We start from the raw sequence: 26,995 nt of genomic DNA on the forward strand, positions 1-26,995 counted from the left end.
ACCATGGCAGCAGAGATCCGCGTCGACGGCGACACCCTGGTCGTCGACATCATCGGGATGGACAAGTTCTGGGCGCTCAAGAGCCGCCTGGAGATCCCGCTGGCCCATGTCGCCGGGGCGACCCTCGACCCGGGCGTCGACCGGGAGTTCAAGGGGATCCGCACCGGCGGCACGCACTTCCCCGGCTGGCTGACCGCCGGCCGGTTCCGCAAGGACGGCGAGATGGTGTTCTGGGACGTGCGCGACCCGAACAAGGCCGTGGTCATCGCGCTGCGTGACGAGACCTACGCCCGGCTGATCATCGAGGTCGCCGACCCGCGTGCCACCGTGGACCTGGTGGAGCACGCCATCATCCGGTCGTAGGGTGGCGGGCGTGTCCACCGGCGACAGCGACATGACGATCGGCCCGGCCGTGCCGGGCGACCTGCCCCGGATCCTGGAGATCCGTTATGCGGCGTTCGCCCGGCACGCACCGTCGGCTTACTCGCCGCAGGAGGTGCAGACACTGCTCGGCGACGTCGACCCGGACGAGATCGCCTCGATGATCACCGGCCGGACGGTGTTCGTGGCGCGCGAGGCCGGGCACACCCTCGGCTGCGCCGGCTGGCAGGGCGAGCGGCTGCGGCACGTCTACGTCGACCCGCGGGCCGGGCGCCGCGGGATCGGCACCGCGCTGCTGGCCACGGTCGAAACCGATTTCGGTACGCGTACCGGCCGCACCCACCTGCACGCCGGCGTCGCCCTGCACGCCGAGGGCTTCTACCGCGCCAACGGCTATCAGGTCCTGCGCCGCGCCCGCGACTGGGACGGCAGCAGCTACCTGGAGATGCGCAAACCGCTGCCCTGATCACCCAGCCCGGCCAGCCAGTCCCGGACCTCGCGCGGCCGGCGGAACAGCAGCACCGGCGGCATCGCCGGATCCGAGCACCACGCCCGCAGCCGGGCCCGTTTGCGCGGCCACGACCGGAACTGCTGCACCACGATCGAGTCCCGGGTGAACAGCTCCCGCAACGACTCGATGTTGCCGTTGCACACCGGCGTGCGGGTCACCGCCCGGTGCAGGGTGCGGCGCAGCAGCCGCGACAGGCACAGCCCGCGCGAGAAGTCCAGGCCGACGATCAGGTCCGCGCGGGCCATCGGCACGTCCAGCCACGCCAGGTACGCGCTGTCGAGCACCCACGCGTCCCCGGCGCAGACCGCCGCGATCCGCTCCCGCTGCACCGGCATCGGCACCTCGACCCAGCCGGGCTCCCACGTCAGGTCGTCAACCGCGTGATACGGCAGACCGGTACGCTCGCCGATCGCCCGGGCCAGCGTCGACTTGCCCGACCCGGTCACCCCGTAGACGACGATGCGTCTCATGCCGGATGCAGGAACCGGTGGATCTCGGTGACGAACGCGGTCGGCTGCTCCACGTGCACGTTGTGCCCGGCCGTCACCGACACCAGCACCGCGTCCGGGATCCGGTCGGCCGAGTCGGCGAGCAGCTCGTGCGGGATGGCACTCTCCGCCCCGCTGATGATCAGCGTCGGGACGCGCAGACTCGCCAGCGCCTGCCACCAGGCCGGATCCGGGTCGTTGAGCTGGGCGCGGATCTGGTTGACCGCGGCGAAGTCGAACGGGGCCGGCTCGGCCGGCGTGGGCAGCGGCGGCCGGGGCAGGCTGCCCGGGCGCGGGACGCTGCTGTCCTCCAGGACCAGGTGGGTGACCCGGTGCGGGGCCTCGATCGCCAGCAGCGCCGCCACGGTGCCGCCCATCGAATGGCCGATCAGCAGGCACGGGGGAATCCCGGCCGCGTCCAGGAAAGCCAGGACATCGTCGCGCATCAACTCGAACGAGTATTTGCCCGGATGCGAGCTGGCGCCGTGCCCGCGCAGATCCACCGCGTACACGAAATGGGTGGCGGCCAGGTCCGGCAGGACCGTGTCCCAATCGGCGGCGCTGTCGCCGAGCCCGTGCAGCAGCACCGCCGGCGGATTCCCGGCGACGCCCGCCGTGCGATAGGCGATGGTCACATCATTGACGTCCAGCGTCGTCGTCACGAATTCCTCATCTCGGTCTCCGCATCAGCCACGAGGCGCCGCCGAAGGAACGCGCCCAGCACGATTCCGGCTGTCGCGCCGGCGGCGGCGAGGCCGCCCGGGCCGGCGAACGCGACGAGCAGCGCACTGCCGGCGAAGGCTATCAGGCAAACCACCGGCAGCGGGCCCGACGACATTCGCGGCTGTGGATGGCGGCGCCGCCACCTGCCCGGCACGGTAGCCAGCACCGGCAAGCGGGTAAGGGAACCATATGACGAGCAGCGAACACGTGGCGGGCGCCAGCACCGACCAGCACATCTCCGGGCCGCAGGAGCAGGGCACGTTCACGACCGACGAGCCGCCGACCGCGACGACCCCGGCCGACGGCAGCAGCAACGCCGGCATCAACCGGCTGCGCGCCAACCGGCCCGGCCCGCTAGCGGAGCAGGGTGACGACCAGGTTGGCGACCGTGGTGACGAAGAAGACGGCCCAGCCGACGAGATCGTGTGAGCCCACCCGCAGGTGGGCGATCAGCGCACCGGCGAAATAGAGGACCAGGCCGGTCGCGGCGAGCGTGCCCAGCAGCGGGACGGCGAACCCGAGCAGCAGGCCGAGCGCGCCGAGCGCCAGGATCACGCCGAGCAGCCACCGCCACCACATCGGCAGGCGCTTCATTCTCAGCTGTGCCTTCGGGTAGTCGTGGCCGATCAGATAGGTGACGGCGGCGCTCGCGGTGAAGACAGCGGTGACGACGGTGAGCGTGACGTAAGCGGCGAACATCGGGCCTCCTGCCGGCCGTGACGGGTCACCGGTCCGACGAGACGGCACGGCCGAATGTGAGGTGGCCGTTCGGCCACCGGAAAATGGCCGGTGACGTTTCCCACAAGCCCTTTTTGCGTACGCGACGAGCACGGTGTCCGCATCGATTCGGACAGGCGCCGTTCCCGGCGACGGAAACGAATAATCAGAAGTACCGCCGATGCGGTCGTCAAATGGTTGCCGGGCGGGTGCGGTCCGGTCGTCGCATTGTCATTCTTTGGGCGTGAGACACGGGATGCGCACGGTGGCGGTCGCGGCGGTGGCCGCTGCCGCCCTGACGTCGGCGTCGCTGGTGGCCGGGGGCGCGGCGTGGGCGGCCGGAGGAGCGCCACCGCAGCGCCGGGACCCGTCGCCGGCCGCCTCGGACCTCGTCGCGCAGGAGTCCACGCCCGCGCCGGATCCGAGCACATCGGAGCCCTCCGGCTCGGATCCGGTGGCCTCATCGTCCTTGCCGACGAGTGCCGGTGAGGAGCCGACGATCCCGGCCCCCGCGGAGAGCACCGTCGCATCGGATGCCCCCGCGCCGGACGTCATCGCGCCGGACGCGGAGCCGCCGTCCGCGGAATTCGTTCTGCCCGCGGAGGTGTCCGGGCAGGTCACGGTCACTCTGGTCGCGCCGTCGGCAGACACCGCGAGCATGGAGGTGCGGATCGGCGGACGCAGTGCCGGCTACACCGAGTCGGCGCCGTGGAGCACCCTGGGCCACGCCGACGGGCCGGCGCTGGTCGAGGTCGTGACCGTTGACCGGGCCGGCAACGTCGGCACGGCAACCCAGGCCGTCACGGTCACCAACGGGCCGGCCCCGGTGGTCCCGGACCTGTCACCGACCACCGACCCGTCGACCCCGGAACCCGATCCGGCAACCTCCGACCCGTCGGCCACTGACCCGTCGGCCACTGACCCGTCGGCCACTGACCCGTCGGCCACTGATCCGTCGACCTCTGGCCCGTCGGCTCCGGAGCCGACGACCGTGCCGGCCGCTTCTGACCCCGCACCCGCGGAGCCGACGACCGTCACGGCAACCACCGACCCGGCGGTTCCCGACACGTGGAACCTGGACCCGGATCCGGCGACGACCGCCCCGGCCCCGGCCCTCACGACCGGCGCCCCTGGCACGACCACCGTCGCCCCGGCGCCGCCCACCACCTCGCCGCCCCCGGCAGACCGCACACCGCCCTCCTCCGCCTTCGCCATGGCCGGCGCCGTCCGCGGCGCCGTCACCGTCGCCCTGACCACCGCCGCCCCCGACACCGCCTCCATGCAACTGCAGGTCGACGGCGCCCAACGAGGCATGACCCTCCGCGCCCCCTGGTCCCTGCCGTGGAGCACCATCGGCACCACCGACGGCTGGGTCACCGTCAAAGTCACCACCACCGACCGCGCCGGCAACCGCGCCGAGACCACCCGCGTGGTCCGCGTCGACAACACCGCCCCCACCGCCGCGATCACCGCACCGTCCGCGGTCCACGGCACCGTCACGGTGAGCGCCGGCGCCACCGACGCCACCGGCATCGCCCAGGCCCAGCTCCTGGTCGACGGGCGGACGGCCGGCACCACCACCCGCGCTCCGTACCAGTTCCGGGTCGCCACCACCGGCACCGGCACCCACACCTGGACCCTGCGCGTCACCGACCTGGCCCGCAACGTCCGCACGGTCACCAAGACCGTCGCCTACGACAACGCCGCCCCGACCCTCAAGGTGACCCCGGCGCGCGGCGCCCGGGTCTCGGCGACCTTCACCGTCCGGGCGGCGGCCGCGGACCGGGGCACCGGCGTTGCCACGATCCGGCTCTACGCCGGCACCAGGCTGGTCAAGCAGACGACGCGGGCGACGCTGACCGCGACCGTGCGCACCGGCAAGAAGCCCTACCGCTTCACCGTCCGGGTGACCGACCGGGCCGGCAACGTCACCTCAGTGACGCGGACCGTCACCCGCTGACGTCCACAAGTGCACCGCCGTCGCGTCCGCGGCCACCGTGTACCAGATCCCGGTGGCCGCGGCCCGGGCCGGCCCGCACACCGCGAACGGGTAGCCGACCGGCCCGCGTACCGTCATCGACGGCAGCTCCACCAGCCAGTGCCGGGGCGGATCGGTGTAGTCCTCGGTGCCGACGACCGCGGTGTGATCCCACGGGACCGCCGCCACCCGGTCCCAGCGGGCCCGATCATCACCCGGAGGTGCCGGGACCGCGCCGTCCGCGTCGGCCCGCCCCACCTGCGCCCCGCCGGCGGACAGGTGCAGGTGGAGCGCCGACTGCTCCGGATCCGTGGTCAGCAGATGCGTCCCCGACGGGCTCACGCCGAGCAGGACCTCCTCGTCGAAGCGCCGCACGTGCAGCTTGTCCCCGTCCCAGTGCCCCCACAACGCCGGCGAGTCCTCGGCGACGGTCAGTCCCATGGAGGCCGGATCCGGGTGCGGGACGTGCGCGGACCCCGACCCGAGCGTCCCGGTGGCGGCCCGGGCGAGCACCGTGCCGTCCGCGGCGTCCACAATCAGCCACTGCTCGTCGGCGTCGTCGCCGCGGACGTGCGCCCACAGCAGCCTGCCGTCCGACGAGAACGCCGCCGAACCCCGGTCGGCGTAAAAGTGGCTGGTGTCCTGCGCATACTCGGCGAACGACACGTGCGCGACCGTGCACATCGCCGCCGACCAGCATCCGTGCCGCAGCTCCCACCGCACCGCCCCGTCCGCGCCGACCGCTCGCAGCGCGTGCACCCCGGCGAACACGGCCAGCTCCCCGTCCGGCGACACGGCGACCGACCCGAACGGGCGCGGCCAGGGCGCCGGAAACCGCCGCCGCTCCCGCTGCCCACTCAGGTCGTCGACGACCAACTCGGTGTCGGCGCGCTGCACCAGCAGCGATCCGGTCACCGCGGGCGGGTCGGCGGACGCCGGGCTCAGCGGCGCGGGCACCGTGGCGACGAGACGGGCTTCAAGCACGCCTCACGATAGAGGGCACGGTTACCAGCCGGGATCGGGGCCGAACAGGTCGGCGTAGCGTGGCGACACCGGATCCGGATCGTCGGGCAGGTCCGCGCCGACCGGGTCACGCACGTCCTGGCGCACCAGGCCACCACCTGCCAGCGTCCGCGGTCTACCGGTGCGCGAGGGCGGCGCCGAAACCGCGCCGGGTCACCGCAGGACGAGCAGGTCGAGGGTGTCGGTCTGCGGCCCGGTCACGGTCCGCGCCGCCGCGCGCAGACGATCAACCCCGTTCGCGTACGCCTCATCGCTGATCAGTTGCAGCAGCGTGTGCGCCTGCCTGCGCAGCCCGTCGGCGGCCACGGCCAGCGACGGCGCCGACACCTGGGTGACCGGCTCCAGCCCGGCCACCGTGAACCCGGCCGTCGCGAACGCCTCCGCGATCGTCGCGACACTCGGATACCGCTCGTCGAGCACCGCGATCGTTTCCGGCCAGTACCGGCACAGCGTCAACCCGTCGCCGCGGCCCGGGAACGCCGAGCGGATCAGCACCGGGGCCCCCGGGGCGAGCACCCGCCGGATCTCCCGGGCCGCCGCGGCCAGGTCGGGCACGTGGTGGATCACCGTGGAGATCCAGACCGCGTCGATGCTGCCGTCCGCGGCCGGGATGCTCGCGGCGTCGCCGGCCAGCACCACCGTGCCGCCGGCGCGGTCGCGCATGGCCGGTGACGGGTCGACGGCGACGACGGTGACGTCCGGCCACCACGTACCGAAAGCCCTGGTCCAGCTGCCGGTGCCGCAGCCGAGGTCGAGCAGCCGCATGCCGGGCCGCGGATCCAGGTGCCGGGTGATCGCCGCCCGCCACGGTGCGAGAGCGTCGGCGGGCAGGTGCCGGGTCGCCTGGAACGCGGCAGCGTCCGCGTCGTCGTACGCGATAAGTCCCATGCCCCCGAGCGAACCCCGCACCGATCCCGCCCGCAAGTGTGAAGATCACATCGAAACCGGGGCGGAACACGCCTACCGTGACATCCATGAGCTTCGACAGTGCGAAGGCGTTCCTGCGCGAGCACGGCGCGGAGGCGATCGAGCATCCCGGCGGCACCCTGTACGCGCACCTGTGCCGGGTCGCGGACCGGCTCGCCGAGCTGGGCGCCGGCCCCGATGTGCAGCTGGCGGGGCTGACCCACGCGACCTACGGCACCGACGGTTTCCCGCGCCCGCTACTGGCGCTCACCGCTCGTGACCGGTTGCGCGCGGTGATCGGCGAGCCCGCCGAAACCCTGGTCTACCTGTACGGCGCGTGTGATCGTGATCGGACATGGCCGATGCTGGCCGAGACCGCGACCGTGCACGACCGGTTCACCGGCGAGGCGGTGCGGCTCGACGGCGGGCAGCTGATGCCGTTCGTCGACCTGAGCATCGTCAACGAGCTCGACGTGATCGAACACCATCCGCGGCTGCTGGCCGAACACGGCCCGTACTTCCACGACCTGTTCGACCGGTGGGCCCTGGTCACCTCACCGGACGTGGCCGACGAGGCCCAGCGCGTGCTGACCGGCATCTGAGGGTCAGAACCGGGTGTGCTCCCGCCACCGTGCGAGCAGCTCCCGGTCCCCGTCGACCGGCCCGGGCGCCCGGCGCCGGTTCAGCATCAGCAGCAACTGCGCGGCCGGTGCCCGGCAGACGACGTCGGCCGGCCCGTCCCCGTCGCGCCAGGTCGCCCCGTCCGGGGTCAGCGTCACCTGCCAGCTCCGGTCACCGTCGGTGAACAGCAACGTCTCGCCGGAGCCGCGCACCCCCGCCATCCGCGCCCCGGACCGGCTGAGCGTCTCGATGCACAGCAGCATGTCGGCCACCCCGTCCGCCGCCAGGTCGCCGTCGATCTCGAAGTCGTCGCCGGGCGTCGCGTCGAACCGGTGAATCACCAGGTCATGCAGCATCCGCCGCAGCCAGAACCCGGCCGTGCGATACCGCGGCGACCACGTCCACACCTCGGTGCCGAACCCGTGCTCCGCCACCGCCCGCCGCAGCCGCTCCGACCCGCTGACCAGCCAGTCCGGCCACTGCCGCACCGCATCCGGCGCCGGAATAAGCTCATACCCGGGTGACGTCCGCGCCTCCCGCTCCACCACCCCGGCCGCGAGGCGATGCCCGGTCCCGACATGCGTGACCAGGTCCCGCAGCGTCCACTCCGGGCAGGCCGGCACGCTCTCGCCCGGGTCCCGCCCACCGATCACCGCCGCCAGCCGGGCCGTCTCCGACTCCATGGCCGCCAGATACCGCTCCGGTGCAAGCCACTCCACGCCCACCGATCCTACGCATTTCACCCCCCATTTCCGTACGCCCGAAGCCCCGTCCCGCCCCTCATGCCACCCGCACTGGATCCGGAGCGGCGGTACCAAGCGCCTCACCGCGGCCTGCGCCATGTTCCGCGCCGGGAATCGGCCGGCGGAGCGAGAGATGGTGTGGTGCCGTCTACACCACGATCTGATGGTCGATCGATCGATGTGCCGGACCGGCGTACTGCGCCAGCGTGATCCGGTCATTCGATCCCACCTGCACCATGACGGGGATCGTGCTGCCGTCCTCGAACCGCAACGTGAAGACCGGGTCAAGATCGCAGAGGAACGCGAATCCGTCACGCTCGTCGTCATCGTCGCTGACCAACCGGGCTCGGGCGTCCCACCCGGCGTCGGAAGCGGTGATGACCACGTCCACCGCCGCGCTGCCGAGAAGCGTGGAGGAGTTCGCCCACCAGTCCAGCCAGCAGCGACCCTCGTACCGATCCATGCCGGACATCCTGACCCACCAAGACACCACTTCGCTACCACGTTCGCCGGCCGTCGGCAGAGGTGACGCGCTTGCGGAATCGACATCTCAACCGTATGCCTTTGTGGCGCCGAAACTTTCGGTACATGCACCCGGGATGGGTCATCACGCCGCCGCCTCTCCCTGTGATCGTCTGACTGACCTGGCCTTGCTTCGGGCGATTCTTTCGCGGTAGTTCCGGAAGTTTATTGACAGCCACGTCACACATTGATGGACTTCGTCAGATAACCAGGCGTGGCTGTCTGCTCCGGTTCCACCGCCGGCGCCACTCCGTCCCCCCTCACCAGGAAGGATCCACGCGCGTGAACGCCACTGCTCGCCCCCGCGGGCGCACCCGCACGAGGCTGATCATCAGCGCGGCCAGTGCCGTCCTACTGGCCGCCGCCTCGGTGACGCTCTCCAGCGTCGCCCACGCCGAGGCCGACCGCACCATCACGTCCAACCAGACCGGTACGCACAACGGCTACTTCTTCTCGTACTGGAAGGACAGCGGCAACGTCACCATGACGCTGGGCGCCGGCGGCAGCTACAGCGTCCAGATGAACGGGATCAACAACTCGGTCGTGGGCAAGGGCTGGAAGCCCGGCTCGTCCCACACGGTGAACTACTCCGGCTCGTTCAACTGCGGCGGCAACTGCTATCTGGCCCTGTACGGCTGGACGACCAACCCGCTGATCGAGTACTACGTCGTCGAGAACTTCGGCAACTACAACCCGAGCACGGGCGCCCAGCGGCTCGGCTCGGTGACCACCGACGGCAGCACGTACGACATCTACCGCACCCAGCGGGTCAACCAGCCGTCCATCATCGGCACGGCGACGTTCTACCAGTACTGGAGCGTCCGCCAGCAGCACCGCACCGGCGGCACCATAACCACCGCCAACCACTTCAACGCGTGGCGCAACCTCGGCCTGAACCTCGGCTCGCACGACTACCAGATCCTGGCGACCGAGGGCTACCAGAGCAACGTCAGCTCCAACATCACGGTGAGCGAGGGCTCGAACCCGTCGCAGTCGCCCCCCTCGTCGCCCCCGGTCTCCCCGAGCTCGCCCAGCGGCGGCCCCGGCGCGTGCCGGGTGACCAACTCGGTCAACGCCTGGAACAACGGGCTGACGGACAACATCACCATCACCAACACCGGATCGAGCGCCATCAACGGCTGGTCGCTCAAGTTCAATCTGGCGTCCGGCCAGACCATCACCTCGGGCTGGAGCGCCACGTACTCCCCGTCGAGCGGCGCCGTCACCGCGACGAACGTCGGCTACAACGGCTCCATCCCGCCCGGTGGCTCGACCACGATCGGCTTCCAGGCCAACCACAGCGGCAACGCAGCCGCCCCGACAGGCTTCGCCCTGAACGGCGCAGCCTGCAGCTAGCTCTATCCCACCCGTGCCGGGTCAGGAGACGCCTGACCCGGCACGGTGAAGTCCTGACATACAACATAACTGTCACTATGGTGTAGTGGAAATTTGTCCGTTTCTGGCGTCTCGGTCGATTATCGGATTACCGGTAATGGCAATCCAATAATCCATGTGGCGCCGTCCCTGCGGGGTGGGCCGGGGATCTGGGACCATCGGCGGATGCCGACTGGTGTGACGGTGGTCCGGGACGGGCGTGTCCGGGCTGGTGGCTATCGCGACGGGCAGGCAGTGGTCTACGACTGGGGGTTCACGGCCCACGGCGTCGATTATGTACAGCGCAGCTTTGTGCTGCTGGACACCGGGTTTCAGATCAATCAGCCGGCGACGTTTCCGGAGCAGCAGCGTGGCTGGTGGTACTGCGACCTGGTCCGGGTCGTCGACGAGGGGCACACGGTGCACGTCGACGACAACTGGATCGACGTGATCGTCGGGCCGCCGGAGCATCCCTACCGGGTGCTCGACCTCGACGAGTATGCCGACGCGATCGCGGCTGGTGAGCTCGATGCGGCCGACGGCGTGGACGGGCTGCGCCGGACCCAGTTGTTCCTGGACCGGCACCTCAACCGGCGCCACGACACGCGGCGGGACCGGTGGCCCGACTTTCCGCCGCGCGCGATTGCGGCCCTGGCCGGGCTTCCCGTCGTGCCGGGGTGGGAACACCTCGACACGTAGCCCGGGACGGTTGTCCAGGAAGCGTTCTCCTGGGGTTTTGCGATGGCCGTCAGCCCGGGTCGGGGTGCCGGTAAGGAACGCCGACCAGCTCACCGACGCCGACCGGCGCGGCCTGACCCGCTGTTCTGGACCCAGTGGCCCCGTACAGCGAGGCCCAGCTCGACATGACCAGCCGTCTCGCGCTGGGTGCAGGCCAGTGATCATGTGCGGCGCACCGCGCCTCCGGAGGACCGGCGGGCGCTGCTGGTGCAACTGACCGATCAGGGCAGCGCGGTGACCGCCGGGTACGAACGGCACTCGGCCTACCGGTTCGCCGGGCTGCCGCCCGAGCAGGTGGAGCAGTCCCTGGCCACCATGGACACGGTCATGGGCCGGCTAGCGCAGGCCTCCACGGCGAGCTCGGATCAGTGAGCACCGCCGCGTCAGCCACCGGCACCGCGGAGGTCGGGCGGGCGCCGGGCCGAGGTGGGCGTGGCCGGTCAGGTGACACCACGCCGGCAGGTCCAGCGGTGCGGCCGGATCCGTCGCGATCAGGTGGACGACCGCGCCCGCGGGCACGGCGGTGATCAGGCGGCGCAGGTTCCAGCAGCGGCGGTCGCCGCCGTCGAGAACGATGGGTGTCACGCGGCGATCGGCAGCTGGTCGCGGCGCCATTCGAGCATGCCGTCGGCGAGCCGGAACGCGGGACGGCCGTGGTCGGCGAGAAGCCGGACCGCCTCGTGGGACAGCACACAGTAGGCGCCGCGGCAGTAGGCGACGACCTCGACGTCGGCGGGCAGTTCGGTGATCCGCTCGGCAAGCTGGTCCAGGGGGATGGAGACGGCGCCAGGGATGTGCCCGGCGGCGTACTCCTCGGCCGGGCGCACGTCCACGGCGATCACGTCACCGGCGGTGAGGCGGCGGCGCAGCTCGTCGCGGTCGACCGCCTCGGTGTCGTCCGGGCCGAGGTAGGCGTCACGGGCGGCGGCCGCCTCGGCGTTGCGGGCGCCGGCGACGTCACGCAGCAAGGCGTAGAGGGCGGCGACGTCCGGCCCGGCCAGCCGGTAGTGAATCTTCGTGCCGTCGCGGCGGGTCGCGACGAGCCCGGCCTGGCGCAGCGCCTGCAGGTGCGCCGAACAGGTGCTCAGACCCAGGCGGGCCGCGGTGGCGAGGTGCTCGACACTGCGTTCGCCCTGCGCCAGCAGGTCCAGCAGCTCCAGGCGCTTGCCGCTACCCAGGGCCTTGCCGACGCGGGCGAGGGAGTCGAACAGCTCAGCTTTGGCAACCGGATCAGCCATGACCATCCTCCAATATTCTGTGGAATATTGTAGTAGCTGTGGGCGGGATCCGCCGTCCCGGGTCGGGAGGGTGTGGTGCAGATGCAGCAGGCGCGGTTGATCCCGCTGGTGGACGAGGGGCTGGGTAACAGTGCCTACCTGCTCGACACCGGCGACGGCCGGGCGCTGGCCGTGGACGCGCCCCGGGACCTGCGGGCGCTGCGGGCCGCAGCGAGCAAGCGCGGCTTGACGGTGGCGTGGGCGGCCGACACACACCTGCATGCCGACTTCCTTTCCGGCGCCGTGCAGCTGGCGGCGACCGACGGCGCGCAGATTCTGGCGTCGGCGGCAGGGATGCGCGCGTTCGAGCATCGCGGCCTGGCCGACGGCGACGACGTGGACCTCGGCGGGCTCACCCTGCGTGCCCTCGCCACACCGGGGCATACCGATGAGCATCTGTCGTTCCTGCTGCTCGACGGCCCGGCGCCGGTGGGCGTGTTCACCGGCGGGTCGCTGATCGTCGGTTCCGCCGCCCGCACCGACCTGCTCGGCGACGACCGCACCGCCGAGCTGGCCCGTGCGCAGTACGCGTCGGTGCACCGCCTCGCCACGCTGCCCGACGCCACCCACGTGTGGCCCACCCACGGCGCCGGCTCGTTCTGCTCCGCCCCGCCCGGCGCCGCCCGCACCAGCACCATCGGCGCGGAAAAGACCAGCAACCCGCTGCTGGCCGTGCCGGACGCCGACGCGTTCGTCGCGCAGCTCATCGGCTCGCTCGGCTCCTACCCGGCGTACTTCCGGTGGCTGGCCGAGACCAACCGGCGTGGCCCCGCCGTCATCGACACCACGCCGGCCCTGCCGCAGCTGTCCGCGGGCCAGGTGCGCCGGCTGCTCACCGACGGGGCGGTGATCGTGGACGTGCGGCCGGTCACCGACGTCGCCGCCGGGCACATCCCCGGCGCGATCGCGATCCCGCTGCGCGCACAGTTCGCCACCTGGCTCGGCTGGCTCGTCAGCCCCGAGACCCCGGTGGCGATCGTGCGCAACCCCGACCAGGACCCGGCCGACATCCTGTGGCCTGCGCTGAACATCGGCTTCGAGCGCCTGGCCGGGGAACTCGCCGGCGGCATGAACGCCTGGACCGGTGCGCTCACCACCACCCGCCTGGTCCGCCCTGATCAGATCGACACACCGGTGCTCGACGTCCGGCAGGCGAACGAATACGGCGGGGGGCACCTGCCCGGCGCCGTCCACGTCGAGCTCGGCCGGCTGCCTACCACCGGCAACCCGGTGCCGGCCGGGCCCGCGGTGGTGATGTGCGGGCACGGCGAACGGGCCATGACCGCCGCCACCCTGCTCGCGCGCACCGGCCGCCGCGACCTGGCCGTGCTGACCGGCGGGCCCGACGACTGGGCCACCGCAACCGGCCGCCGCCTGCGGGAGGGCTCATGACCACCACCGGCACGACGCCCCGGCTGGGCCTGGCGGTCAACGCCGCCCAGTTCAGCCTGCTGGTCGTGGTCAACGCCCTCGTCGGCGGTGTCCTCGGCTCCGAACGCACCGTGCTGCCGCTGCTCGCCGACCGCGAGTTCGCCCTGGCCGCCTACACCGCCGGACTGACCTACATCCTCGCGTTCGGCGTCAGCAAGGCCGCCACCAACTTCTTCGCCGGCACCCTCTCCGACAAGTACGGACGCAAACCGGTCCTGCTCGCCGGCTGGGCGGTCGCGATCCCGATCCCGGCCATGCTGATCTGGGCACCGAACTGGGGCTGGATCGTCGCGGCGAACGTGCTGCTCGGCATCAACCAAGGGCTGGCCTGGTCCACCACCGTCATCATGAAGATCGACCTCGCCGGCCCGCACCGCCGCGGCCTCGCGATGGGCTTGAACGAAGCCGCCGGCTACCTCGCCGTCGCCGCGACCGCGATGGCCACCGGCGCCCTCGCCGCGGCCTACGGGCTGCGCCCGGCGCCGTTCCTGCTCACCGCCACCTACATCGCCCTCGGCCTCGGCCTGTCGGCCGTGCTCGTCCGCGAGACGCGCGGCCACGCCCGACACGAAGCCGCCACCCACACCGCCGGCCCGCACAGCGGTCAGCTGTCGACCGGGCAGGTGTTCGCCCTGGCCGGCTGGCGCGAACCGGCCCTGTCCTCCGCCAGCCAAGCCGGCATGGTCAACAACCTCAACGACGGCCTGGCCTGGGGCCTGTTCCCGATCCTGTTCGCCGCTGCCGGGCTGTCGCTGACCCAGATCGGCGCCCTGGCCGCCCTCTACCCGGCTGTGTGGGGCCTCGGGCAACTCGCCACCGGCCCGGCGTCCGACCGCTACGGCCGCAAACCCTTCATCGTCGCCGGCATGCTTGCCCAAGCCGCCGCCCTCGCCGTGATCGCGCTCGCCGACGGCTTCACCGCCTGGGCCGGCGCGGCCGTGCTGCTCGGCGCCGGCACCGCCGCGGTGTACCCGACCCTGCTCGCCTCGATCAGCGACGTCGCCCACCCCGCCTGGCGGGCACGGGCCGTCGGGATCTACCGGCTGTGGCGCGACGGCGGCTTCGCCGCCGGCGCCCTGCTCGCCGGGATCATCGCCGACCTCGCCGGCATCCACGCCGCCATCTGGGTCGTCGCCGCCCTCACCGCCGCCTCCGGCCTGCTGGCCTGGACGCGCATGTACGAAACCCACCCCCGTCCCAGCACGGACACCAGCGCCTCATGATCTCCCTGCCCACCACGGCCAGGTCCCGGGCAGGCGACGCAACAGCGAACCCTGGCCGTCGTCATGGCCCTCCCAGGTATTCAGCGGCGCCGGCGGCCGTTCTTCGTCACCGTCACGAACCTTCTATGACTGGGGTCACATCCATGACATGTCACAGCAGGCGCTTTGATGATCTCTCATCTGCTGTCACCGGATCGTCCGGCGGCGGAAGGAGTCGATCATGACGGCGATGGAGCTGGCCCGGTTCACCGTGGACCCTGAAGACGTGGATGCGATGCTGGACGCGCGTCCTGCCATGCTGAGGGCGCTGCGGGACCGGTTCGAGGGGTTCGAGGCCTTGCATCTGGTACGTCTGGACGAGCGGACCTGGCTGGACGTGGTGCGGTGGGCCAGCCGGGCGCAGGCCGACGAGGCGGCCGCTGTGATTTTCGAGCTGCCGGAGTGCCGGGCCGCGTTCGCGTACATCAAGGAGGTCGTCGCCATGGAGCACGGCGAAATCCTCTTCGCGGGCGACCACCGTGTCTCCTGAGACGGTGCCGCAGGGCGGCGGGCCGGACTTGGAGGGTCTGGCCCGCCGGGCCGTCACCGGTGACGGCCGGGCGCTGGAGGAGCTGTGCCGCAATCTGCAGGACCTGGTCTACCGGCTGGCGTTGCGGTTCTGCTCCGACCCGGAGGCCGCCGCTGATGCGACCCAGGAGATCCTGATCCTGGTCATCACCCATCTAGCCGAGTTCGAAGGCCGGTCGAAGCTGACCACCTGGGTGTACACGATCGCGTCCCGGCATCTGCTGCGCACCGTACGGGGCCCCGTGGAGGTCAGCGTCGCCGGTCCTGAGCCGTTCGCCGACTGGATCGACCGGAACCTGGCGCCGGAGCCGTTCACGCACCACGACGAGGCGGAGTACCGGCTGCTCGCCGGGGAGGTCCGGCTGGCCTGCACCTACGGCATGCTGCTGGCGCTGTCCCGGCCGCTGCGGCTGGCGTACCTGCTCGGCGACCTGATCGGTCTCGCCGACGTCGACGGGGCCCAGGCTCTGGAGATCAGCCCCGCGGCGTTCCGGCAGCGACTGGCCCGTGCCCGCGGCGTCATGCGCGGCATCATCGCCGACCGGTGCGGACTGATCCGGGCCGAACACCCGTGCCGATGTGATCGGCAGATCGACTCGAGCATCGCCTACGGCATCCTCGACCCACGCCGGCCGGTCTTCAGCATCCTGCCCGGCGCGCACGCGCCCATACCCGCGGACACCCTTGCCGAGGCAGCCCGCGAGCTCGATCTGGCATGCGCCATAGCCGAGGGATACCGGTCCGGGCCGCGGTTCCGGGCGCCCGACCGGGTGTGGCAGGCACTGCAGCAGGCCTGCCCTGCCCTGACCGGATGAGATGTCACCGCCCCGGGCAGGCTGGTGGTCCGCCGGTGATCCGGTCGATCAACTCAGCAGAGGGCCCAGTCCGACGGTCAGACCGGGGCGGTCCGGGACGGCGCGTACGGCGAGCAGTACGCCGGGGATGAACGACGACCGGTCCAGCGAGTCATGCCGCAACGTCAACGTCTCCCCGGCGCTGCCGAACAGCACTTGCTGGTGCGCGAGCAGGCCACGAGCCCGGACGGCGTGGATGCGGACACCGTAGACCTCGCTGCCGCGCGCGGGACCAGTCTTGTCCTGGGTGGCGTCAGGCATCGCGCCCCGGCCGGCTGCTGCCCGCCCGGCGGCGATCATCTCCGCGGTGTGGGTGGCGGTGCCGCTCGGGGCGTCGAGTTTGTTCGGGTGATGCATCTCGACGATCTCCGCCGAGTCGAAATAGCGGGCCGCCCGCTCGGCGAACTCGGTCATCAGCACTGCTCCGACAGCGAAGTTCGGCGCGACGACGACACCCAGGCCTGACCGGTCAGCCAGCCAGGACCGCACCTGGTCCAGGCGGGCCTCATCGAACCCGGACGTACCGACGACGACGTGGACGCCGCGGTCGATGCATCGCTGCAGATTGCCCATCACCGCGTCCGGGGTGGTGAAGTCCACGGCCACCTCGGCGTCGCCGAGGTCCTCCACCAGGTGCAGGTCCGCCGCGGCGTGGATGGCCTGGCATATCTGGCTGCCGACTCGGCCCCGGGCCCCGAGGACCACGACGCGGATGCCCGTTCGCTGCTGTGTCACGGCGACCCACTCTAGGCTGGGCGTTCCGGCTCATGCGTCCGGCTGGAGCAGATCTCGCACGACTGTGTCGGTTGCCGGCAGGCCCCACGCTTCTCTGGCCCGAGCGCGACGGGTTTGAGCTACGCTGCGGATCCGGTAGAGCACGGCGCCACAGCTACACCACCCTCTCCATCATCGGTGGCCTGCTCGCCCTGGCCGTCATCCCGTTCGGCAGCACGCTCGGCGAAGTCGGCGCGGCGTTCCAAGACGAGCTGTTCGCACCCAACCCGGACTCCATCTGCCAGGACAGCAGCTCCTGACGAACCCTCACCCAGGAGTACCTGGAGGCGGTGGACTGGAGCGACATCAACCAGGTCAACCGAGTACCGGTCTCCAGCATCGCCATCGGCCTGGCAGAACTGCGCAACCGCGGCTACGGCACCGGCCACGGACCGGCCAGCGCACCCGCTGGGTTGGGCGCCCGCCATGGACACCTGGCCGTCAACGCGGCCTTCACCTGGTGCCAGCTGATCCTCGACACGCTCGCCGACCCAAAGGCTCCGTGGCGGAAAGGAGCCGAGTGAGCACGTCCGCTCAGCGGTAGCCGGACTACGTCACGGTCATCACCGTTTGGATCTGGTGACACGTTTCTTACCGCGACCCAGGGTCGACGGGATTCTGCCGCTCGGCACCGGTGTCGAAGAACGTGCTGAGGTAGTCGTCGGTTGATAGAGGGCTCGTGCGCATGAGGGAGAAGACCTCGGCGCCGTGTCCGGGTCGGTCGTCGAGCGCATAGGCCTGGAGCAGGCCGGTGAACTCACCACCGTCAAGCTCGGCGGCGTAGGTCGAGGCTTCCTGCCCGGCCAGGGTGATCGCGGCGGTGAAGTCGGCGGCCTGCCAGAGGGTCATCCGCTCCTCGTAGACGCCGTCGAAGGCGAAGACGGCTCGTACGCAATACCAGTCCACGGGGCGGAACCTAGCAGGGCCGCTGCATAGGGTGGACGGCATGGGTTTGCGGCTGGTTCAGGTGAACGTCAAGGCGGGCGACGACGCAGGGCTCGGGCGGTTCTGGGCGCAGGCGCTCGGGTGGGTGGCCCGGTCGGTTCCCGGGGCGACCAGTGTGGCGCCGGTGGGTTTCGACTGGACGCTGCCGGACGCGCCGGTCTGTGTCGACGTCATCAAGGTGCCGGACCCGGAGACGGTCGGATACCGGGTACACGTCGACCTTGCCACCAGGTCGGCCGAGCATCAGCAGGAGCTGGTGGAGCGGCTCGTCGGGCTCGGCGCGAAGCCCGCCGACATCGGGCAGGGGGATGTCCCGTGGACGGTGCTGGCCGACCCGGAGGGGAACGTGTTCTGTGTGCTGGAGCCGCGGGAGGTCTACCGGGACACCGGGCCGATCGCGGCGATCGTGGTGGACTGTGCGGACCCGCGGGCGATGGCGGGGTTCTGGGGTGCGGCGATGGGGTGGACCCCGCACGAGGTGACCGACGACTACGCGCGACTGCGGGCGGCCACGGCGAGCGGGCCGTATCTGGAGTTCCTGCGGGTGCGCGGGGAGCGCCGCTGGTGGAACCGGGCGCATCTCGACGTGGTGCCGGGTCGCGGTGAGGACCAGGCGGCGCAGGTGGCCCGGCTGCGCGGCCTCGGCGCCACGCCCGCCGATGTCGGGCAGGGCGACGACGTCTCCTGGGTGGTCCTGGCCGATCCGGAAGGCAACGAGTTCTGCGTCCTCGCCCCGCCTGAGAAAGAGCGCTGAGTCCGGATCGCCGGGGGCCCGGCCGTCAGCGGTGCGGCACCGTGGTGGACGCGGACAGCTTCGCTTTGATCAGGGAGGCGATCGCGGTCAGCGCCAGCGTCCCGGCGATCACCGACAGCGACACCCCGATGCTGATGTGCGGTGCCCACCCGACCGGCCGCCCGCCGTTGAGAAACGGCAGATTGTTTTCGGACAAGGCCTGCAGGACCAGTTTCACGCCGATGAAGCCGAGGACCACGCCGAGCCCGGCCGACAGGTAGGCCAGGCGGTCGAGCAGGCCGCCGAGCAGGAAGTACAGCTGGCGCAGGCCCATCATGGCGAACACGGTCGCGGTGAAGATCAGGTATGGCTGGTCGGTGAGGCCGAAGATGGCCGGCAGCGAGTCCAGGGCGAAGATCACGTCGGTGGTGCCGATGGCGATGAAGACCACGATCAGGGGGGTGAGGCGGCGGCGGCCGCGGGCGTCGCGGGTGGTCAGCCGGGCGTCGTGGTAGGTGCCGGTCATCGGCAGCACGCGCCGGGCCCAGCGGATGATCAGGTTCTCGGTGTACTCCGGCTCGTCGTTGTCGTAGCCGAAGATCCGGATCGCGGTGTAGATCAGGAAGCCGCCGAAGATGTAGAACACCCAGGTGAAGCGGCTGATCGCGGCGGCGCCGAGGGCGATGAAGGCGCCGCGCAGCAGCAGCGACAGGATGATCCCGACAAGCAGCACCTTCTGCTGGAAGCGACGCTCGATCCGGAACCGCGACATGATGATCACGAAGACGAACAGGTTGTCGACCGAGAGGCTGTACTCGGTGAGCCAGCCGGCCAGGTACTGCCCGGCGGCCTCGCCGCCGGAGTGCAGCCCGAGGAAGCCGGCGAACAGCAGCGCCAGGACGATGTAGCCGGTGACCCAGGCGGTGCATTCGCGCAGCGACGGCTCGTGCGGGCGGCGCCCGACCATCGCCAGGTCGACCAGCACGAGTCCGACGAGCCCGACCAGGGTGACCGTCCACATCCAGCCGGATATCTCCACGGGCGGCAACCTCCCAGCAGTACCACGGCGACGGGGAACCACCAGCAGCGTCCCAGAGATCTGCCGGGTGAGGAACCCCGCCGGACATCAGCCGCTATTTATCCACTGGGACGGCACGGCACCGCCGGGGTCGGGAATCCGACGCGATGTTTAAGGTGGTGACCCATGCGGCACCGGTACGACAATCTGCGGCGGATCCAGGCGCTCGACCCGGATGTGGCATTCGAGGACATCTATCGGCAGATGGTGCTGGTGGAGTTCCCGTTCGACATGAAGGTGGGGCTGAATCTGGGATTCAACCGGTCGTTCTCGACGCCGGCGGTGGCGGCGGTGCTGGCCGGCACGGGGGAGCTGACCGAGCGGACCCAGAAACGGCGCGACGACACCGGCCTGCTGATGTACGAACTGATCCTCAACGGACTGGACCATCCGCGCAGCCGGGCCGCGATCCGCCGGATCAACGAGATCCACCGGCCGTATCGGGACATGCCGGCCGAGGAGTACCGGTACGTGCTGGCCTGTTGTGTGGTGATCCCGCTGCGCTGGCTGGATCGGTACGCGTGGCGCCGGCCGTGTTGTCATGAGCGGCGCTCGACGTTCCGGTTCTATGCCGAGCTCGGCCGGCGGATGCGGGTGACCGGGATCCCCGATGATCTGGCGGAGCTGGAGTCGTGGTTCGACGCCTACGACGCCGAGCACCTGGTGCCGAACGAAGCGGCCGCCGCCATCGAGCGGGCCACCCGGGCGTTGCTCGTCAAACCGGGCGGGCTCGGCGAGAAGATGCTCAGCGCGCTCTACGACGACCGGTTGCGGGCCGCCACCGGGGTGCCGGTCCCGTCCTGGCCGATCCGGGCCGGGGTGCATCTGGGGCTGCGCGGCCGGGCCCTGGCCCTGCGCCATGTCGGCAGGCCACGCCGGGTGCCGCGGTTCGCCGACGGGCTGAAGGCCAAAAGCTACCCGGACGGCTACGAGATCAGCGAGCTGGGGCCCGGAGCGGCGCGCCGACCGGACTAGGGAAGTGAACCGGGGTCCACCGCAGCGCCCTGCACGGTCGCGGACAGTCGCTCGCAGGAGAGGTTCGGCGACGTGTACCGGCGCCGTTCCACGACCCAGAGCAGCGGCCGGGCACCGGAGAGTTGGACCCCGGTCAGATGACAGATCCCCCGATATCGAATCCCGTCGGTCGGGATGCGGTGCAATCGTCGGTCGCCGGCGGTCACCACGCTCGTCCACGGACCCGTGTCACTGAGCACGTGGCCGACGACCTGGCGGCAGCCAGGCGCCCGGATCACGTCCGCGGCGATCGTCATGGCGCAGGGCGACCCCTGCGCATAGACGACGACCTCGGCCGGCAACCAGAGATCCGTCATCGTCTGCAGCAGGATGGCCAGCACGGCGATCAGCAAGGTCGGCGGCAGCATCCGGAGGGTGATGAGGCGTCGCCACTGTCGTGCTGCCGCTTGCCGCACCGCCACGGCGACGCGGGGCCGGAACCGTGCCGGTCGCTGCAGCAGTGTCGCCACGGCGTCGCTGGCCAGCACGAGAACGAACAGGCTCAGCCTGACGCCGACAACGAACAGCGTCACCTGCCAGAGGTACACCCACGGCGACACGCAGACCGCGACCGCCGCCACCCCGAGGGCCGAGATCACCGTGGTGGAGAGTCCGCTGGACCGCCACGCCTCGGCGGCGTAGGCGAGCAGTGCCAGCGCCAGCAGCGGGAAGAGCTGATAACTGACCGACACCATCGACGTGAGGAACACGTTGATCGGGGCGGTGGTGAGCAGGGCTGCTGCCGTGGTCACCGAGAAATAGGCCACCGCGTAGACCTTCAGCAGCGTGAATACGGTCAACGCGACGCCGGCGTAGGTGGCGGCGCGTTGCAGATCGGGCAGACCGCCCGGCTCTCGTTCCGGTGCCATGCCGACTACCGCCGATGCGTCGAGTCGGCGGCCACGTTACTCACCATCGGCACGATGCGACAGCGTCGGCCGGGTCGGCAGTACGACAACCGGCGCCACGCTCAGGCGGTGACGAGCTCGCTGACCCAGGCCACCGCGACCGGTCCCTGCTCCGGCGCGCCGCCGTGCAACCCGCCGATGATCAGCCAGATCCGGTCGGCGAGCGTGCCCGGCCGGCCCAGCGCGGCGACCAGGTCGTCGACCTGGGCCCGGGTGTCGGCCAGATACGCCCGCGCGATCCGCGCCGGCTCGTCGTCGTCCCCGGGAAACTCGGTCAGATAGTTGCGGAACGCGCACCCCCGGTACCGCGGATCCCGGACGAGCTCGGCGACCTCGGTGACCAGGGCGACCAGGCGCTCGCCAGGATCGGCGGCGGTGTCCAGGGCCCTGGTGATCGACCGGTCACGTTCGCCGCGGACCAGGCTCAGATAGGCCGCGGCGAGGTCCGCCTTGCTGGGGAAATGCCGGTACAGCAGATTCTTTCCGCACCCGGCCGCCTCGATCACCTGCGCCATCCCGACGGCGCGGACGCCGTGGCGGTAGAACAGGCCGCTGGCGGCGCGCAGGATCGTGTCGCGGGTTCCCGGGGCCGGCGTGCGAGGCATGGTGACCAGAGTAACGGACCGCTCGGTCCGCCACCTTGCTAGTGTCGGACCGATCGGTCCGTCAAGGAGGAGACCATGCGAGACGCCGTCATCGTCGACGCGGTACGCACCCCGGTGGCCAAGGGCAAACCGACCGGCGCCTACGCCGGCGTGCACCCGGTCACCCTGCACGCCCACATCCTGCGCGCGCTGCTCGAGCGCACGCCCGGCCTGGATCCGGCCACCATCGACGACGTGATCGGCGGGGTCGTCGGCCAGGTCGGGGAGCAGTCGGCCAACGCCACCCGGCTCGCCGCGCTCGCCGCGGGCCTGCCCGAGTCGGTGCCCGGCGTGACCATCGACCGGCAGTGCGGCAGCAGCCAGCAGGCGCTCAGCTTCGCCGCGCAGGGCGTGATCTCCGGAGCGTACGAGATCGTGATCGCCTCCGGCGCCGAATCCATGTCCCGGGTCCCGATCGGCAGCCAGACCCGCGTCGACGGCGTCCGCGCCGACGTCGGCGGCCCGCTGATCACCGACCGTTACCCCGGCGGCCTGATCCCGCAGGGTGTCGCCGCCGAGCTGATCGCCCGCAAGTGGGGCCTGTCGCGCACCCAGCTCGACGACTTCGCCCTGCTCAGCCACGCCAACGCGGCGCGCGCCTGGGACGAGGGCCGATTCGCGGCGCAGATCGCGCCGCTCACCGACCTCAAGACCGACGAGACGGTACGCCCCCAGACCAGCCCGGCGGCGATGGCGTCCCTGCGCCCGAGCTTCGCCGCCGGCCAGTGGGAGCAGCGGTTCGGCCCGATCGACTGGAAGGTCACCGCCGGCAACTCCAGCCCGGTCAACGACGGCGCCGCCGCCCTGCTGATCACCACGAGCGAGACGGCGGCCCGCCACGGCTGGCGCCCGCGCGCCCGGATCCACACCGCGGTGGCCACCGGCGACGACCCGATCCACATGCTCACCGGGATCATCCCGGCCACCGCCAAGGTCCTGCGCCGGGCCGGGCTGAGCCTGGCCGACATCGACGCGTTCGAGGTCAACGAGGCGTTCTCGTCGGTGGTGCTGGCCTGGCTGGCCGAGACCGGCGCCGACCCGGCCCGGGTCAACGCCGACGGCGGGGCGATCGCCATCGGTCATCCGCTCGGCGCGAGCGGCGCCCGGCTGGCCACCACGCTGCTCGGCGTGCTGGAGCGCACCGGCGGCCGGTACGGCCTGCAAACCATGTGCGAGGCCGGCGGCACCGCCAACGCGACGATCATCGAGCGGCTCTAAAGTGTCGTGATGCACAGCTTCACCGACGCGACCGCCGTCCACCCGGCCGACGGCGGGTTCCGCGCCGACCTGGATCCGCAGTGGGCTGTCGGCGACAAGCTGCACGGTGGCTACCTGATGGCGGTCGTGGCCCGGGCCGTCGCCGCGGCGGCCGGCGGCACCCACCCGCACCCGGTCGCGATGACCACGACGTTCCTGCGGCCGCCGAAACCGGGCCCGGCCACGATCGCGGTGGAGCTGCTGCGGGCCGGCCGCGGCGCCGCGCAGTACCGCGCACGGCTCGCCCAGGACGGCGAACCGTGCGCGGAGTCCCTGCTCACCCAGGGTGTGCTCGACGACGCGGCCCCGTGGTGGTCCGGCCTGCCCGCCCCGGACCTGCCGGCCGAGGACGAGTGCCTGCACCTGCCGTCGAACCCGCCCGGCGCCGCGTTCCCGGTCCACCTGCTCGACGTCGTCGAGCACCGCCTCGACCCGGCCTGTCTCAGTTTCGCGATGGGTCAGCCGTCCACCGACGGCCTGGTCAGCGGCCATCTGCGGCTGGCCGACGGCGCGGACTGGGATCCGCTGAGCCTGCTGGTCGCCCTCGACCCGACACCGCCGGTGTCGCTGACGCTGGGCATCGCGGGGTGGGCGCCGACGCTCAGCCTCACCGCGTACCTGCGGCGGCTGCCGGCGCCGGGCCCGCTGCGGATGACGATGCGCGCGGCCGAGGTGACCAGCGGCCGGATGGACGAGACCGCGCTGCTCTGGGACAGCAAGGGCGCGCTGGTCGCCCAGGCCACCCAGCTGGCCGCGGTCCGCCTCTAGAAAACCCGTTTCCGGTACGCCCGCAGCACGCTCACCGCAGCTTCGCGAAGAACGTCCGCACGTCGCCGACCAGCGTCTCGGGCATCTCCATGGCCAGGAAATGCCCGCCGCTGTCCAGTTCGGTCCAGTGCACGACGTGGTGCTCCCGCTCGGCCCACGCCCGGATCGTGGTGTCCTGGCGTGACACGAGCACGCCGGTGGGCACGGTTCCCCGCTCGGTGACGCCCGGCGCGGTCGCGGAGATCTCCTCGTAATAGACCTGGGCGGAGGAGACGGCGGTGCCCGTCAGCCAGTAGATCGACACGTCGGTGAGGATCCGGTCACGGTCGATGCTGTCCTCCGGCAAGGCCTGCTCCGGGTAGGTCTCCTCCTTGAACTTCTCGACGATCCAGGCGAGCTGGCCGGCCGGGGAGTCGGTCAGCCCGTACCCGACGGTCTGCGGGCGTTTGCTGTTGCACCGGAAGTAGCCGTCGTTGGCGTCGAGCACGCGCTGCCAGCGCTGCCGGTCGGCCGCGCTGAGAGCGTCCATCTCCCCGGGCACCCCGGCGGGGACGGTGACCAGGGCGGTCAGGTGCACGCCGAGAACCCGCTCCGGGTCCTGCCGGCCCACCCGGGCGCCGATCCACGCGCCCCAGTCGTAGCCGTGCACGCCGTACCGGTCGTAGCCGAGCCGGCCCATCAGCGCCGCGAGGATCCCGGCGATCCGGTCCGCGTTCAGTCCCGGCCCGGCCAGCGGGGTGGAGAACCCGAACCCCGGCAGCGACGGGATCACCAGATCGAAGCCGACGGCGGACAGCGGCCCGATGACGTCGAGGAAGTCCACGATCGAGCCCGGCCAGCCGTGCAGCAGCAGCAGCGGCGTGGCGCCGGGCTCGGGCGAGCGCACGTGCAGCAGGTGCAGGTCCTGTCCGTCGATGGTGGTCGTGTACTGCGGGTAGTGGTTGATGGCCGCCTCCTGGGCCCGCCAGTCGTAGCCGGTGCGCCAGTAGTCGGCGACCTCCCGCAGATATCCGACGGGAACTCCGCGGCTCCAGCCGACCCCGGGCAGTTCGTCCGGCCACCGGGTGTTGCCCAGCCGGGCGGCCAGATCGTCGAGCTGTGCCTGCGGGATGTCGATACGGAACGGGCGAAGGTCCGGGTTGCTGTTGGTCATGCGGCCACGCTAGGGACCGCTCAGGTCAGTTTCGGTCCTCAATCACGCTACCGTCGATCACTATGAGCTGGACTGCCGCGACCCTCGTCACCGACGGCGGGGAGGTCTTGCTGCGCGGCCTGCCGGTCGCCGATCTCGTGGCCGCGGCGCTCGCCGTCGACGCGGACAGCCGGCCGGAGTACACCGCGTTCCTGCACCTGCGCGGCGACCGGGAGACGTTCGAGGCGGCCCGGTCGCTGTGCGCGGACGCCGACCCGGTCCGGCGGGAGCTCGGCGCGGACATCCTCGGCCAGCTGGGCGCGGTCACGCTCACGGCGCAGGGCGCGGCCGTCGCCGTGCCCCGCGAGCAGCGCCCGTTCCGGACACCGGCCGGCACGCTGCTGCTCGAGCTTGCCGCGACCGAGACCGACGCCGGGGTGCGGGCGGCGATCGCCGTCGCTTTCGGGCATCTCGCCGATCCGCGGGCGGTCGCGACCCTCGGCGCGTGGCGTACGCATCCGGATGCCGAGGTGCGACGGTCGGTCGCCATCGCACTGGCCCCGCTCGCCGGCGCCGACGACGACGCGCTGCGGTACCTGGTCGCGTTGACCGCGGACCCGGACGCCGGGGTCCGCGACTGGTCCTGTTTCGGGCTGTACCAGGCCGGGCGGGACACCGCGCAGGTCCGCGAGGCCCTGCTCGCCCGGGTCGGCGACGACGACGCGGTGACGCGCGCGGAGGCCCTGCGGGCGCTGGCCGGCTTCGGCGAGCCCCGGGCGGTGCAGCCCCTGGTGGACGCGCTGGCCACCGCGCCGGAGACGGACGAGGTAGCCGGCCTGCTCGCCGAGGCGCTGTCCCTGCTCGCCGACCGCACCGGAGATCCCCGGCTGACCGGCCCGTGAGGACCGGAGCGCGGCGGCGTGGGCCCGCCGGCTCATCGGGAGGGCAGCAGGCGGAACTCGTTGCCATCGGGGTCGGCCAGCACGACGGTGCCGTCCGCGGCGACCTCCAGCTCGGTGGCGCCGAGGGGCACCAGCCGGTCGACCTCCGACAGTCGCTCACCGGGAACCGCCGGGACGAGGTCGAAACGCTGCCGGTTCGGCCGTTGCTTCGGTGTCACGGGCGGGCCTCCCCACGCGATCTTGGTACCGCCGTGCGGGGACTGGATCGCGGTTTCCTGGTCCTGATCCCAGATCAGCGGCCAGCCCAGCGCCGCGCTCCAGAACAGACCGACCTCACGGGTGCCGTCGCAGGCGACCTCCCCGAGAAAGCCGCACCCGGCGAGGAACGTGTTGCCCGGCTCGATCACACAGAACTCGTTGTCCTCGGGGTCGGCCAGGACGACGTGCTCCTCCTCCGGGCGCTGCCCGACGTCGAGGTGGCGGGCCCCGAGTCGCAGCGCCTTCGCCACCGCGTCTCGCTGGTCGGCGGGGCCCGAGCTGGTCAGGTGCAGGTGCAGGCGACGGTCCTGCCCGGTCCGCCGCGCGCGGCTCGCCACGAACCGCAGGCAGGGCTGGGTGTCCCCGCCGGGCAGCAGCGCTCCGCCGGCATCCGCGACGACGTCCCGTCCGAGCAGGCAGGCCCAGAACTGCGCCAGGCGCACCGGTTGGTGCGCCTCGAAGCACACGGCGAACAGCCGACAAGCCATGACATCCCCGATCGTCG

The 26,995-nt window shown here is 71.6% G+C and carries 34 protein-coding genes; 18 read left to right on the forward strand and 16 right to left on the reverse strand.

The annotated features are described in order from the left end of the window. The first annotated feature begins 3 nt into the window (after nt 1–3). Together Aiant_RS42865 and Aiant_RS42870 are read left to right on the forward strand one after the other, a co-directional pair. A complete protein-coding gene (locus Aiant_RS42865; protein WP_189330357.1) occupies nt 4–363 on the forward strand; it encodes a hypothetical protein in 360 nt (119 codons plus the stop codon). Between the two features lie 10 nt (nt 364–373). Further along, on the forward strand, nt 374–847 hold the full coding sequence (locus tag Aiant_RS42870; RefSeq protein ID WP_189330358.1) for a GNAT family N-acetyltransferase: 474 nt from the start codon (nt 374–376) through the stop codon (nt 845–847). On the opposite strand, the gene Aiant_RS42875 is transcribed toward Aiant_RS42870, so the two are convergent. The 3 genes from Aiant_RS42875 to Aiant_RS42885 are packed head-to-tail and all read right to left on the reverse strand — an operon-like array spanning nt 817 to nt 2,275. After that, a complete protein-coding gene (locus tag Aiant_RS42875) occupies nt 817–1,362 on the reverse strand; it encodes a P-loop NTPase family protein (protein WP_189330359.1) in 546 nt (181 codons plus the stop codon). The two genes, Aiant_RS42870 and Aiant_RS42875, sit on opposite strands and share 31 nt — an antisense overlap. Then, nucleotides 1,359–2,042 carry an alpha/beta fold hydrolase gene (locus tag Aiant_RS42880; protein WP_189330360.1) on the reverse strand — a complete coding sequence of 228 codons (684 nt, stop codon included), beginning with the start codon at nt 2,040–2,042 and terminating at the stop codon, nt 1,359–1,361. Before Aiant_RS42880 ends, Aiant_RS42875 begins: the two co-directional genes overlap by 4 nt. Further along, on the reverse strand, nt 2,039–2,275 hold the full coding sequence (locus Aiant_RS42885) for a hypothetical protein (protein ID WP_212846812.1): 237 nt from the start codon (nt 2,273–2,275) through the stop codon (nt 2,039–2,041). Before Aiant_RS42885 ends, Aiant_RS42880 begins: the two co-directional genes overlap by 4 nt. A gap of 17 nt (nt 2,276–2,292) precedes the next feature. On the opposite strand from Aiant_RS42885, the gene Aiant_RS42890 reads away from it, so the two are divergent. Then, nucleotides 2,293–2,532 carry a hypothetical protein gene (locus tag Aiant_RS42890; RefSeq protein WP_189330691.1) on the forward strand — a complete coding sequence of 80 codons (240 nt, stop codon included), beginning with the start codon at nt 2,293–2,295 and terminating at the stop codon, nt 2,530–2,532. On the opposite strand, the gene Aiant_RS42895 is transcribed toward Aiant_RS42890, so the two are convergent. Further along, complete coding sequence (locus Aiant_RS42895) at nt 2,458–2,802, reverse strand: DoxX family protein (RefSeq protein ID WP_189330362.1); 345 nt, start codon at nt 2,800–2,802, stop codon at nt 2,458–2,460. The genes Aiant_RS42890 and Aiant_RS42895 overlap by 75 nt on opposite strands. 262 nt (nt 2,803–3,064) lie before the next feature. Between Aiant_RS42895 and Aiant_RS42900 the strand changes: the two genes are divergently transcribed. Then, nucleotides 3,065–4,780 (forward strand): Ig-like domain-containing protein, encoded by a 1,716-nt coding sequence (locus tag Aiant_RS42900; RefSeq protein WP_189330363.1) that lies wholly within the window; start codon nt 3,065–3,067, stop codon nt 4,778–4,780. Here the strand turns inward: Aiant_RS42900 and Aiant_RS42905 are convergent. After that, nucleotides 4,754–5,782: a hypothetical protein gene (locus Aiant_RS42905; RefSeq protein ID WP_189330364.1), complete on the reverse strand. Its 1,029-nt coding sequence runs from the start codon at nt 5,780–5,782 to the stop codon at nt 4,754–4,756. The two genes, Aiant_RS42900 and Aiant_RS42905, sit on opposite strands and share 27 nt — an antisense overlap. A gap of 192 nt (nt 5,783–5,974) precedes the next feature. Then, nucleotides 5,975–6,709: a class I SAM-dependent methyltransferase gene (locus Aiant_RS42910; RefSeq protein ID WP_189330365.1), complete on the reverse strand. Its 735-nt coding sequence runs from the start codon at nt 6,707–6,709 to the stop codon at nt 5,975–5,977. Between the two features lie 86 nt (nt 6,710–6,795). On the opposite strand from Aiant_RS42910, the gene Aiant_RS42915 reads away from it, so the two are divergent. Next, nucleotides 6,796–7,329 carry a DUF6817 domain-containing protein gene (locus Aiant_RS42915; protein WP_189330366.1) on the forward strand — a complete coding sequence of 178 codons (534 nt, stop codon included), beginning with the start codon at nt 6,796–6,798 and terminating at the stop codon, nt 7,327–7,329. A 3-nt stretch (nt 7,330–7,332) separates the two neighbouring features. Here Aiant_RS42915 and Aiant_RS42920 read toward each other — a convergent pair whose 3' ends face one another. Beyond that, nucleotides 7,333–8,067 (reverse strand): maleylpyruvate isomerase family mycothiol-dependent enzyme, encoded by a 735-nt coding sequence (locus Aiant_RS42920; RefSeq protein WP_189330367.1) that lies wholly within the window; start codon nt 8,065–8,067, stop codon nt 7,333–7,335. Nucleotides 8,068–8,239: 172 nt separating this feature from the next. Further along, the gene (locus Aiant_RS42925; protein WP_189330368.1) at nt 8,240–8,554 is read right to left on the reverse strand and encodes a hypothetical protein; all 315 of its coding nucleotides are present in this window, start codon (nt 8,552–8,554) and stop codon (nt 8,240–8,242) included. A gap of 341 nt (nt 8,555–8,895) precedes the next feature. Between Aiant_RS42925 and Aiant_RS42930 the strand changes: the two genes are divergently transcribed. The 3 genes from Aiant_RS42930 to Aiant_RS42940 all read left to right on the forward strand — a co-directional run bounded on the left by Aiant_RS42930 (nt 8,896) and on the right by Aiant_RS42940 (nt 11,097). Next, the gene (locus Aiant_RS42930; RefSeq protein ID WP_212846813.1) at nt 8,896–9,969 is read left to right on the forward strand and encodes a glycoside hydrolase family 11 protein; all 1,074 of its coding nucleotides are present in this window, start codon (nt 8,896–8,898) and stop codon (nt 9,967–9,969) included. Between the two features lie 204 nt (nt 9,970–10,173). Further along, a complete protein-coding gene (locus Aiant_RS42935) occupies nt 10,174–10,686 on the forward strand; it encodes a DUF402 domain-containing protein (RefSeq protein WP_189330369.1) in 513 nt (170 codons plus the stop codon). Between the two features lie 204 nt (nt 10,687–10,890). After that, nucleotides 10,891–11,097, forward strand: coding sequence for a helix-turn-helix domain-containing protein (locus Aiant_RS42940; RefSeq protein ID WP_189330370.1), 207 nt, complete (start codon nt 10,891–10,893; stop codon nt 11,095–11,097). Between the two features lie 209 nt (nt 11,098–11,306). Here Aiant_RS42940 and Aiant_RS42945 read toward each other — a convergent pair whose 3' ends face one another. Further along, complete coding sequence (locus Aiant_RS42945; protein WP_189330371.1) at nt 11,307–11,963, reverse strand: ArsR/SmtB family transcription factor; 657 nt, start codon at nt 11,961–11,963, stop codon at nt 11,307–11,309. An 81-nt stretch (nt 11,964–12,044) separates the two neighbouring features. Between Aiant_RS42945 and Aiant_RS42950 the strand changes: the two genes are divergently transcribed. From Aiant_RS42950 to Aiant_RS42965, 4 genes are all read left to right on the forward strand, one after another. Beyond that, nucleotides 12,045–13,394, forward strand: coding sequence for an MBL fold metallo-hydrolase (locus Aiant_RS42950; protein ID WP_189330674.1), 1,350 nt, complete (start codon nt 12,045–12,047; stop codon nt 13,392–13,394). Next, nucleotides 13,391–14,656 carry an MFS transporter gene (locus Aiant_RS42955; RefSeq protein ID WP_189330372.1) on the forward strand — a complete coding sequence of 422 codons (1,266 nt, stop codon included), beginning with the start codon at nt 13,391–13,393 and terminating at the stop codon, nt 14,654–14,656. The genes Aiant_RS42950 and Aiant_RS42955 overlap by 4 nt, the downstream gene beginning before the upstream one ends. Nucleotides 14,657–14,876: 220 nt before the next feature. Next, nucleotides 14,877–15,185, forward strand: coding sequence for an antibiotic biosynthesis monooxygenase (locus Aiant_RS42960; RefSeq protein ID WP_189330373.1), 309 nt, complete (start codon nt 14,877–14,879; stop codon nt 15,183–15,185). Next, entirely contained in the window at nt 15,175–16,038 is an 864-nt protein-coding gene (locus tag Aiant_RS42965; protein WP_189330374.1) for an RNA polymerase sigma factor, read from the forward strand. Before Aiant_RS42960 ends, Aiant_RS42965 begins: the two co-directional genes overlap by 11 nt. A 48-nt stretch (nt 16,039–16,086) precedes the next feature. Here the strand turns inward: Aiant_RS42965 and dapB are convergent, their stop codons facing one another. Beyond that, the gene (gene dapB / locus Aiant_RS42970; protein WP_189330375.1) at nt 16,087–16,812 is read right to left on the reverse strand and encodes a 4-hydroxy-tetrahydrodipicolinate reductase; all 726 of its coding nucleotides are present in this window, start codon (nt 16,810–16,812) and stop codon (nt 16,087–16,089) included. A gap of 329 nt (nt 16,813–17,141) precedes the next feature. Between dapB and Aiant_RS42975 the strand changes: the two genes are divergently transcribed. After that, nucleotides 17,142–17,375, forward strand: a complete 234-nt coding sequence (locus Aiant_RS42975; RefSeq protein WP_212846815.1) for an abortive infection family protein — start codon at nt 17,142–17,144, stop codon at nt 17,373–17,375. Nucleotides 17,376–17,442: 67 nt separating this feature from the next. Here the strand turns inward: Aiant_RS42975 and Aiant_RS42980 are convergent, their stop codons facing one another. Next, nucleotides 17,443–17,757 (reverse strand): hypothetical protein, encoded by a 315-nt coding sequence (locus Aiant_RS42980; protein ID WP_189330376.1) that lies wholly within the window; start codon nt 17,755–17,757, stop codon nt 17,443–17,445. Nucleotides 17,758–17,797: 40 nt separating this feature from the next. Between Aiant_RS42980 and Aiant_RS42985 the strand changes: the two genes are divergently transcribed. Continuing rightward, the gene (locus tag Aiant_RS42985) at nt 17,798–18,550 is read left to right on the forward strand and encodes a VOC family protein (RefSeq protein ID WP_189330377.1); all 753 of its coding nucleotides are present in this window, start codon (nt 17,798–17,800) and stop codon (nt 18,548–18,550) included. A 25-nt stretch (nt 18,551–18,575) separates the two neighbouring features. On the opposite strand, the gene Aiant_RS42990 is transcribed toward Aiant_RS42985, so the two are convergent. After that, the gene (locus Aiant_RS42990; protein WP_189330378.1) at nt 18,576–19,568 is read right to left on the reverse strand and encodes a TerC family protein; all 993 of its coding nucleotides are present in this window, start codon (nt 19,566–19,568) and stop codon (nt 18,576–18,578) included. A 165-nt stretch (nt 19,569–19,733) separates the two neighbouring features. Between Aiant_RS42990 and Aiant_RS42995 the strand changes: the two genes are divergently transcribed. Continuing rightward, nucleotides 19,734–20,582 (forward strand): oxygenase MpaB family protein, encoded by an 849-nt coding sequence (locus Aiant_RS42995; RefSeq protein WP_189330379.1) that lies wholly within the window; start codon nt 19,734–19,736, stop codon nt 20,580–20,582. On the opposite strand, the gene Aiant_RS43000 is transcribed toward Aiant_RS42995, so the two are convergent. After that, entirely contained in the window at nt 20,579–21,490 is a 912-nt protein-coding gene (locus Aiant_RS43000) for a hypothetical protein (protein WP_189330380.1), read from the reverse strand. The two genes, Aiant_RS42995 and Aiant_RS43000, sit on opposite strands and share 4 nt — an antisense overlap. Before the next feature lie 101 nt (nt 21,491–21,591). After that, on the reverse strand, nt 21,592–22,134 hold the full coding sequence (locus Aiant_RS43005) for a TetR/AcrR family transcriptional regulator (protein WP_189330381.1): 543 nt from the start codon (nt 22,132–22,134) through the stop codon (nt 21,592–21,594). A 75-nt stretch (nt 22,135–22,209) separates the two neighbouring features. On the opposite strand from Aiant_RS43005, the gene Aiant_RS43010 reads away from it, so the two are divergent. After that, nucleotides 22,210–23,391: a thiolase family protein gene (locus Aiant_RS43010; RefSeq protein WP_189330382.1), complete on the forward strand. Its 1,182-nt coding sequence runs from the start codon at nt 22,210–22,212 to the stop codon at nt 23,389–23,391. Nucleotides 23,392–23,400: 9 nt separating this feature from the next. Next, complete coding sequence (locus Aiant_RS43015; protein WP_189330383.1) at nt 23,401–24,198, forward strand: thioesterase family protein; 798 nt, start codon at nt 23,401–23,403, stop codon at nt 24,196–24,198. Nucleotides 24,199–24,229: 31 nt separating this feature from the next. Here Aiant_RS43015 and Aiant_RS43020 read toward each other — a convergent pair whose 3' ends face one another. Next, on the reverse strand, nt 24,230–25,351 hold the full coding sequence (locus Aiant_RS43020; protein ID WP_189330384.1) for an epoxide hydrolase family protein: 1,122 nt from the start codon (nt 25,349–25,351) through the stop codon (nt 24,230–24,232). A gap of 62 nt (nt 25,352–25,413) precedes the next feature. On the opposite strand from Aiant_RS43020, the gene Aiant_RS43025 reads away from it, so the two are divergent. Continuing rightward, nucleotides 25,414–26,232 (forward strand): HEAT repeat domain-containing protein, encoded by an 819-nt coding sequence (locus tag Aiant_RS43025; protein ID WP_189330385.1) that lies wholly within the window; start codon nt 25,414–25,416, stop codon nt 26,230–26,232. A 32-nt stretch (nt 26,233–26,264) separates the two neighbouring features. Here the strand turns inward: Aiant_RS43025 and Aiant_RS43030 are convergent, their stop codons facing one another. Further along, nucleotides 26,265–26,978, reverse strand: a complete 714-nt coding sequence (locus Aiant_RS43030) for a VOC family protein (protein WP_189330386.1) — start codon at nt 26,976–26,978, stop codon at nt 26,265–26,267. Nucleotides 26,979–26,995 lie beyond the last annotated feature (17 nt).

Source organism: Actinoplanes ianthinogenes, assembly GCF_018324205.1.
In the GTDB taxonomy this organism is placed as follows: Bacteria; Actinomycetota; Actinomycetes; order Mycobacteriales; family Micromonosporaceae; genus Actinoplanes; species Actinoplanes ianthinogenes.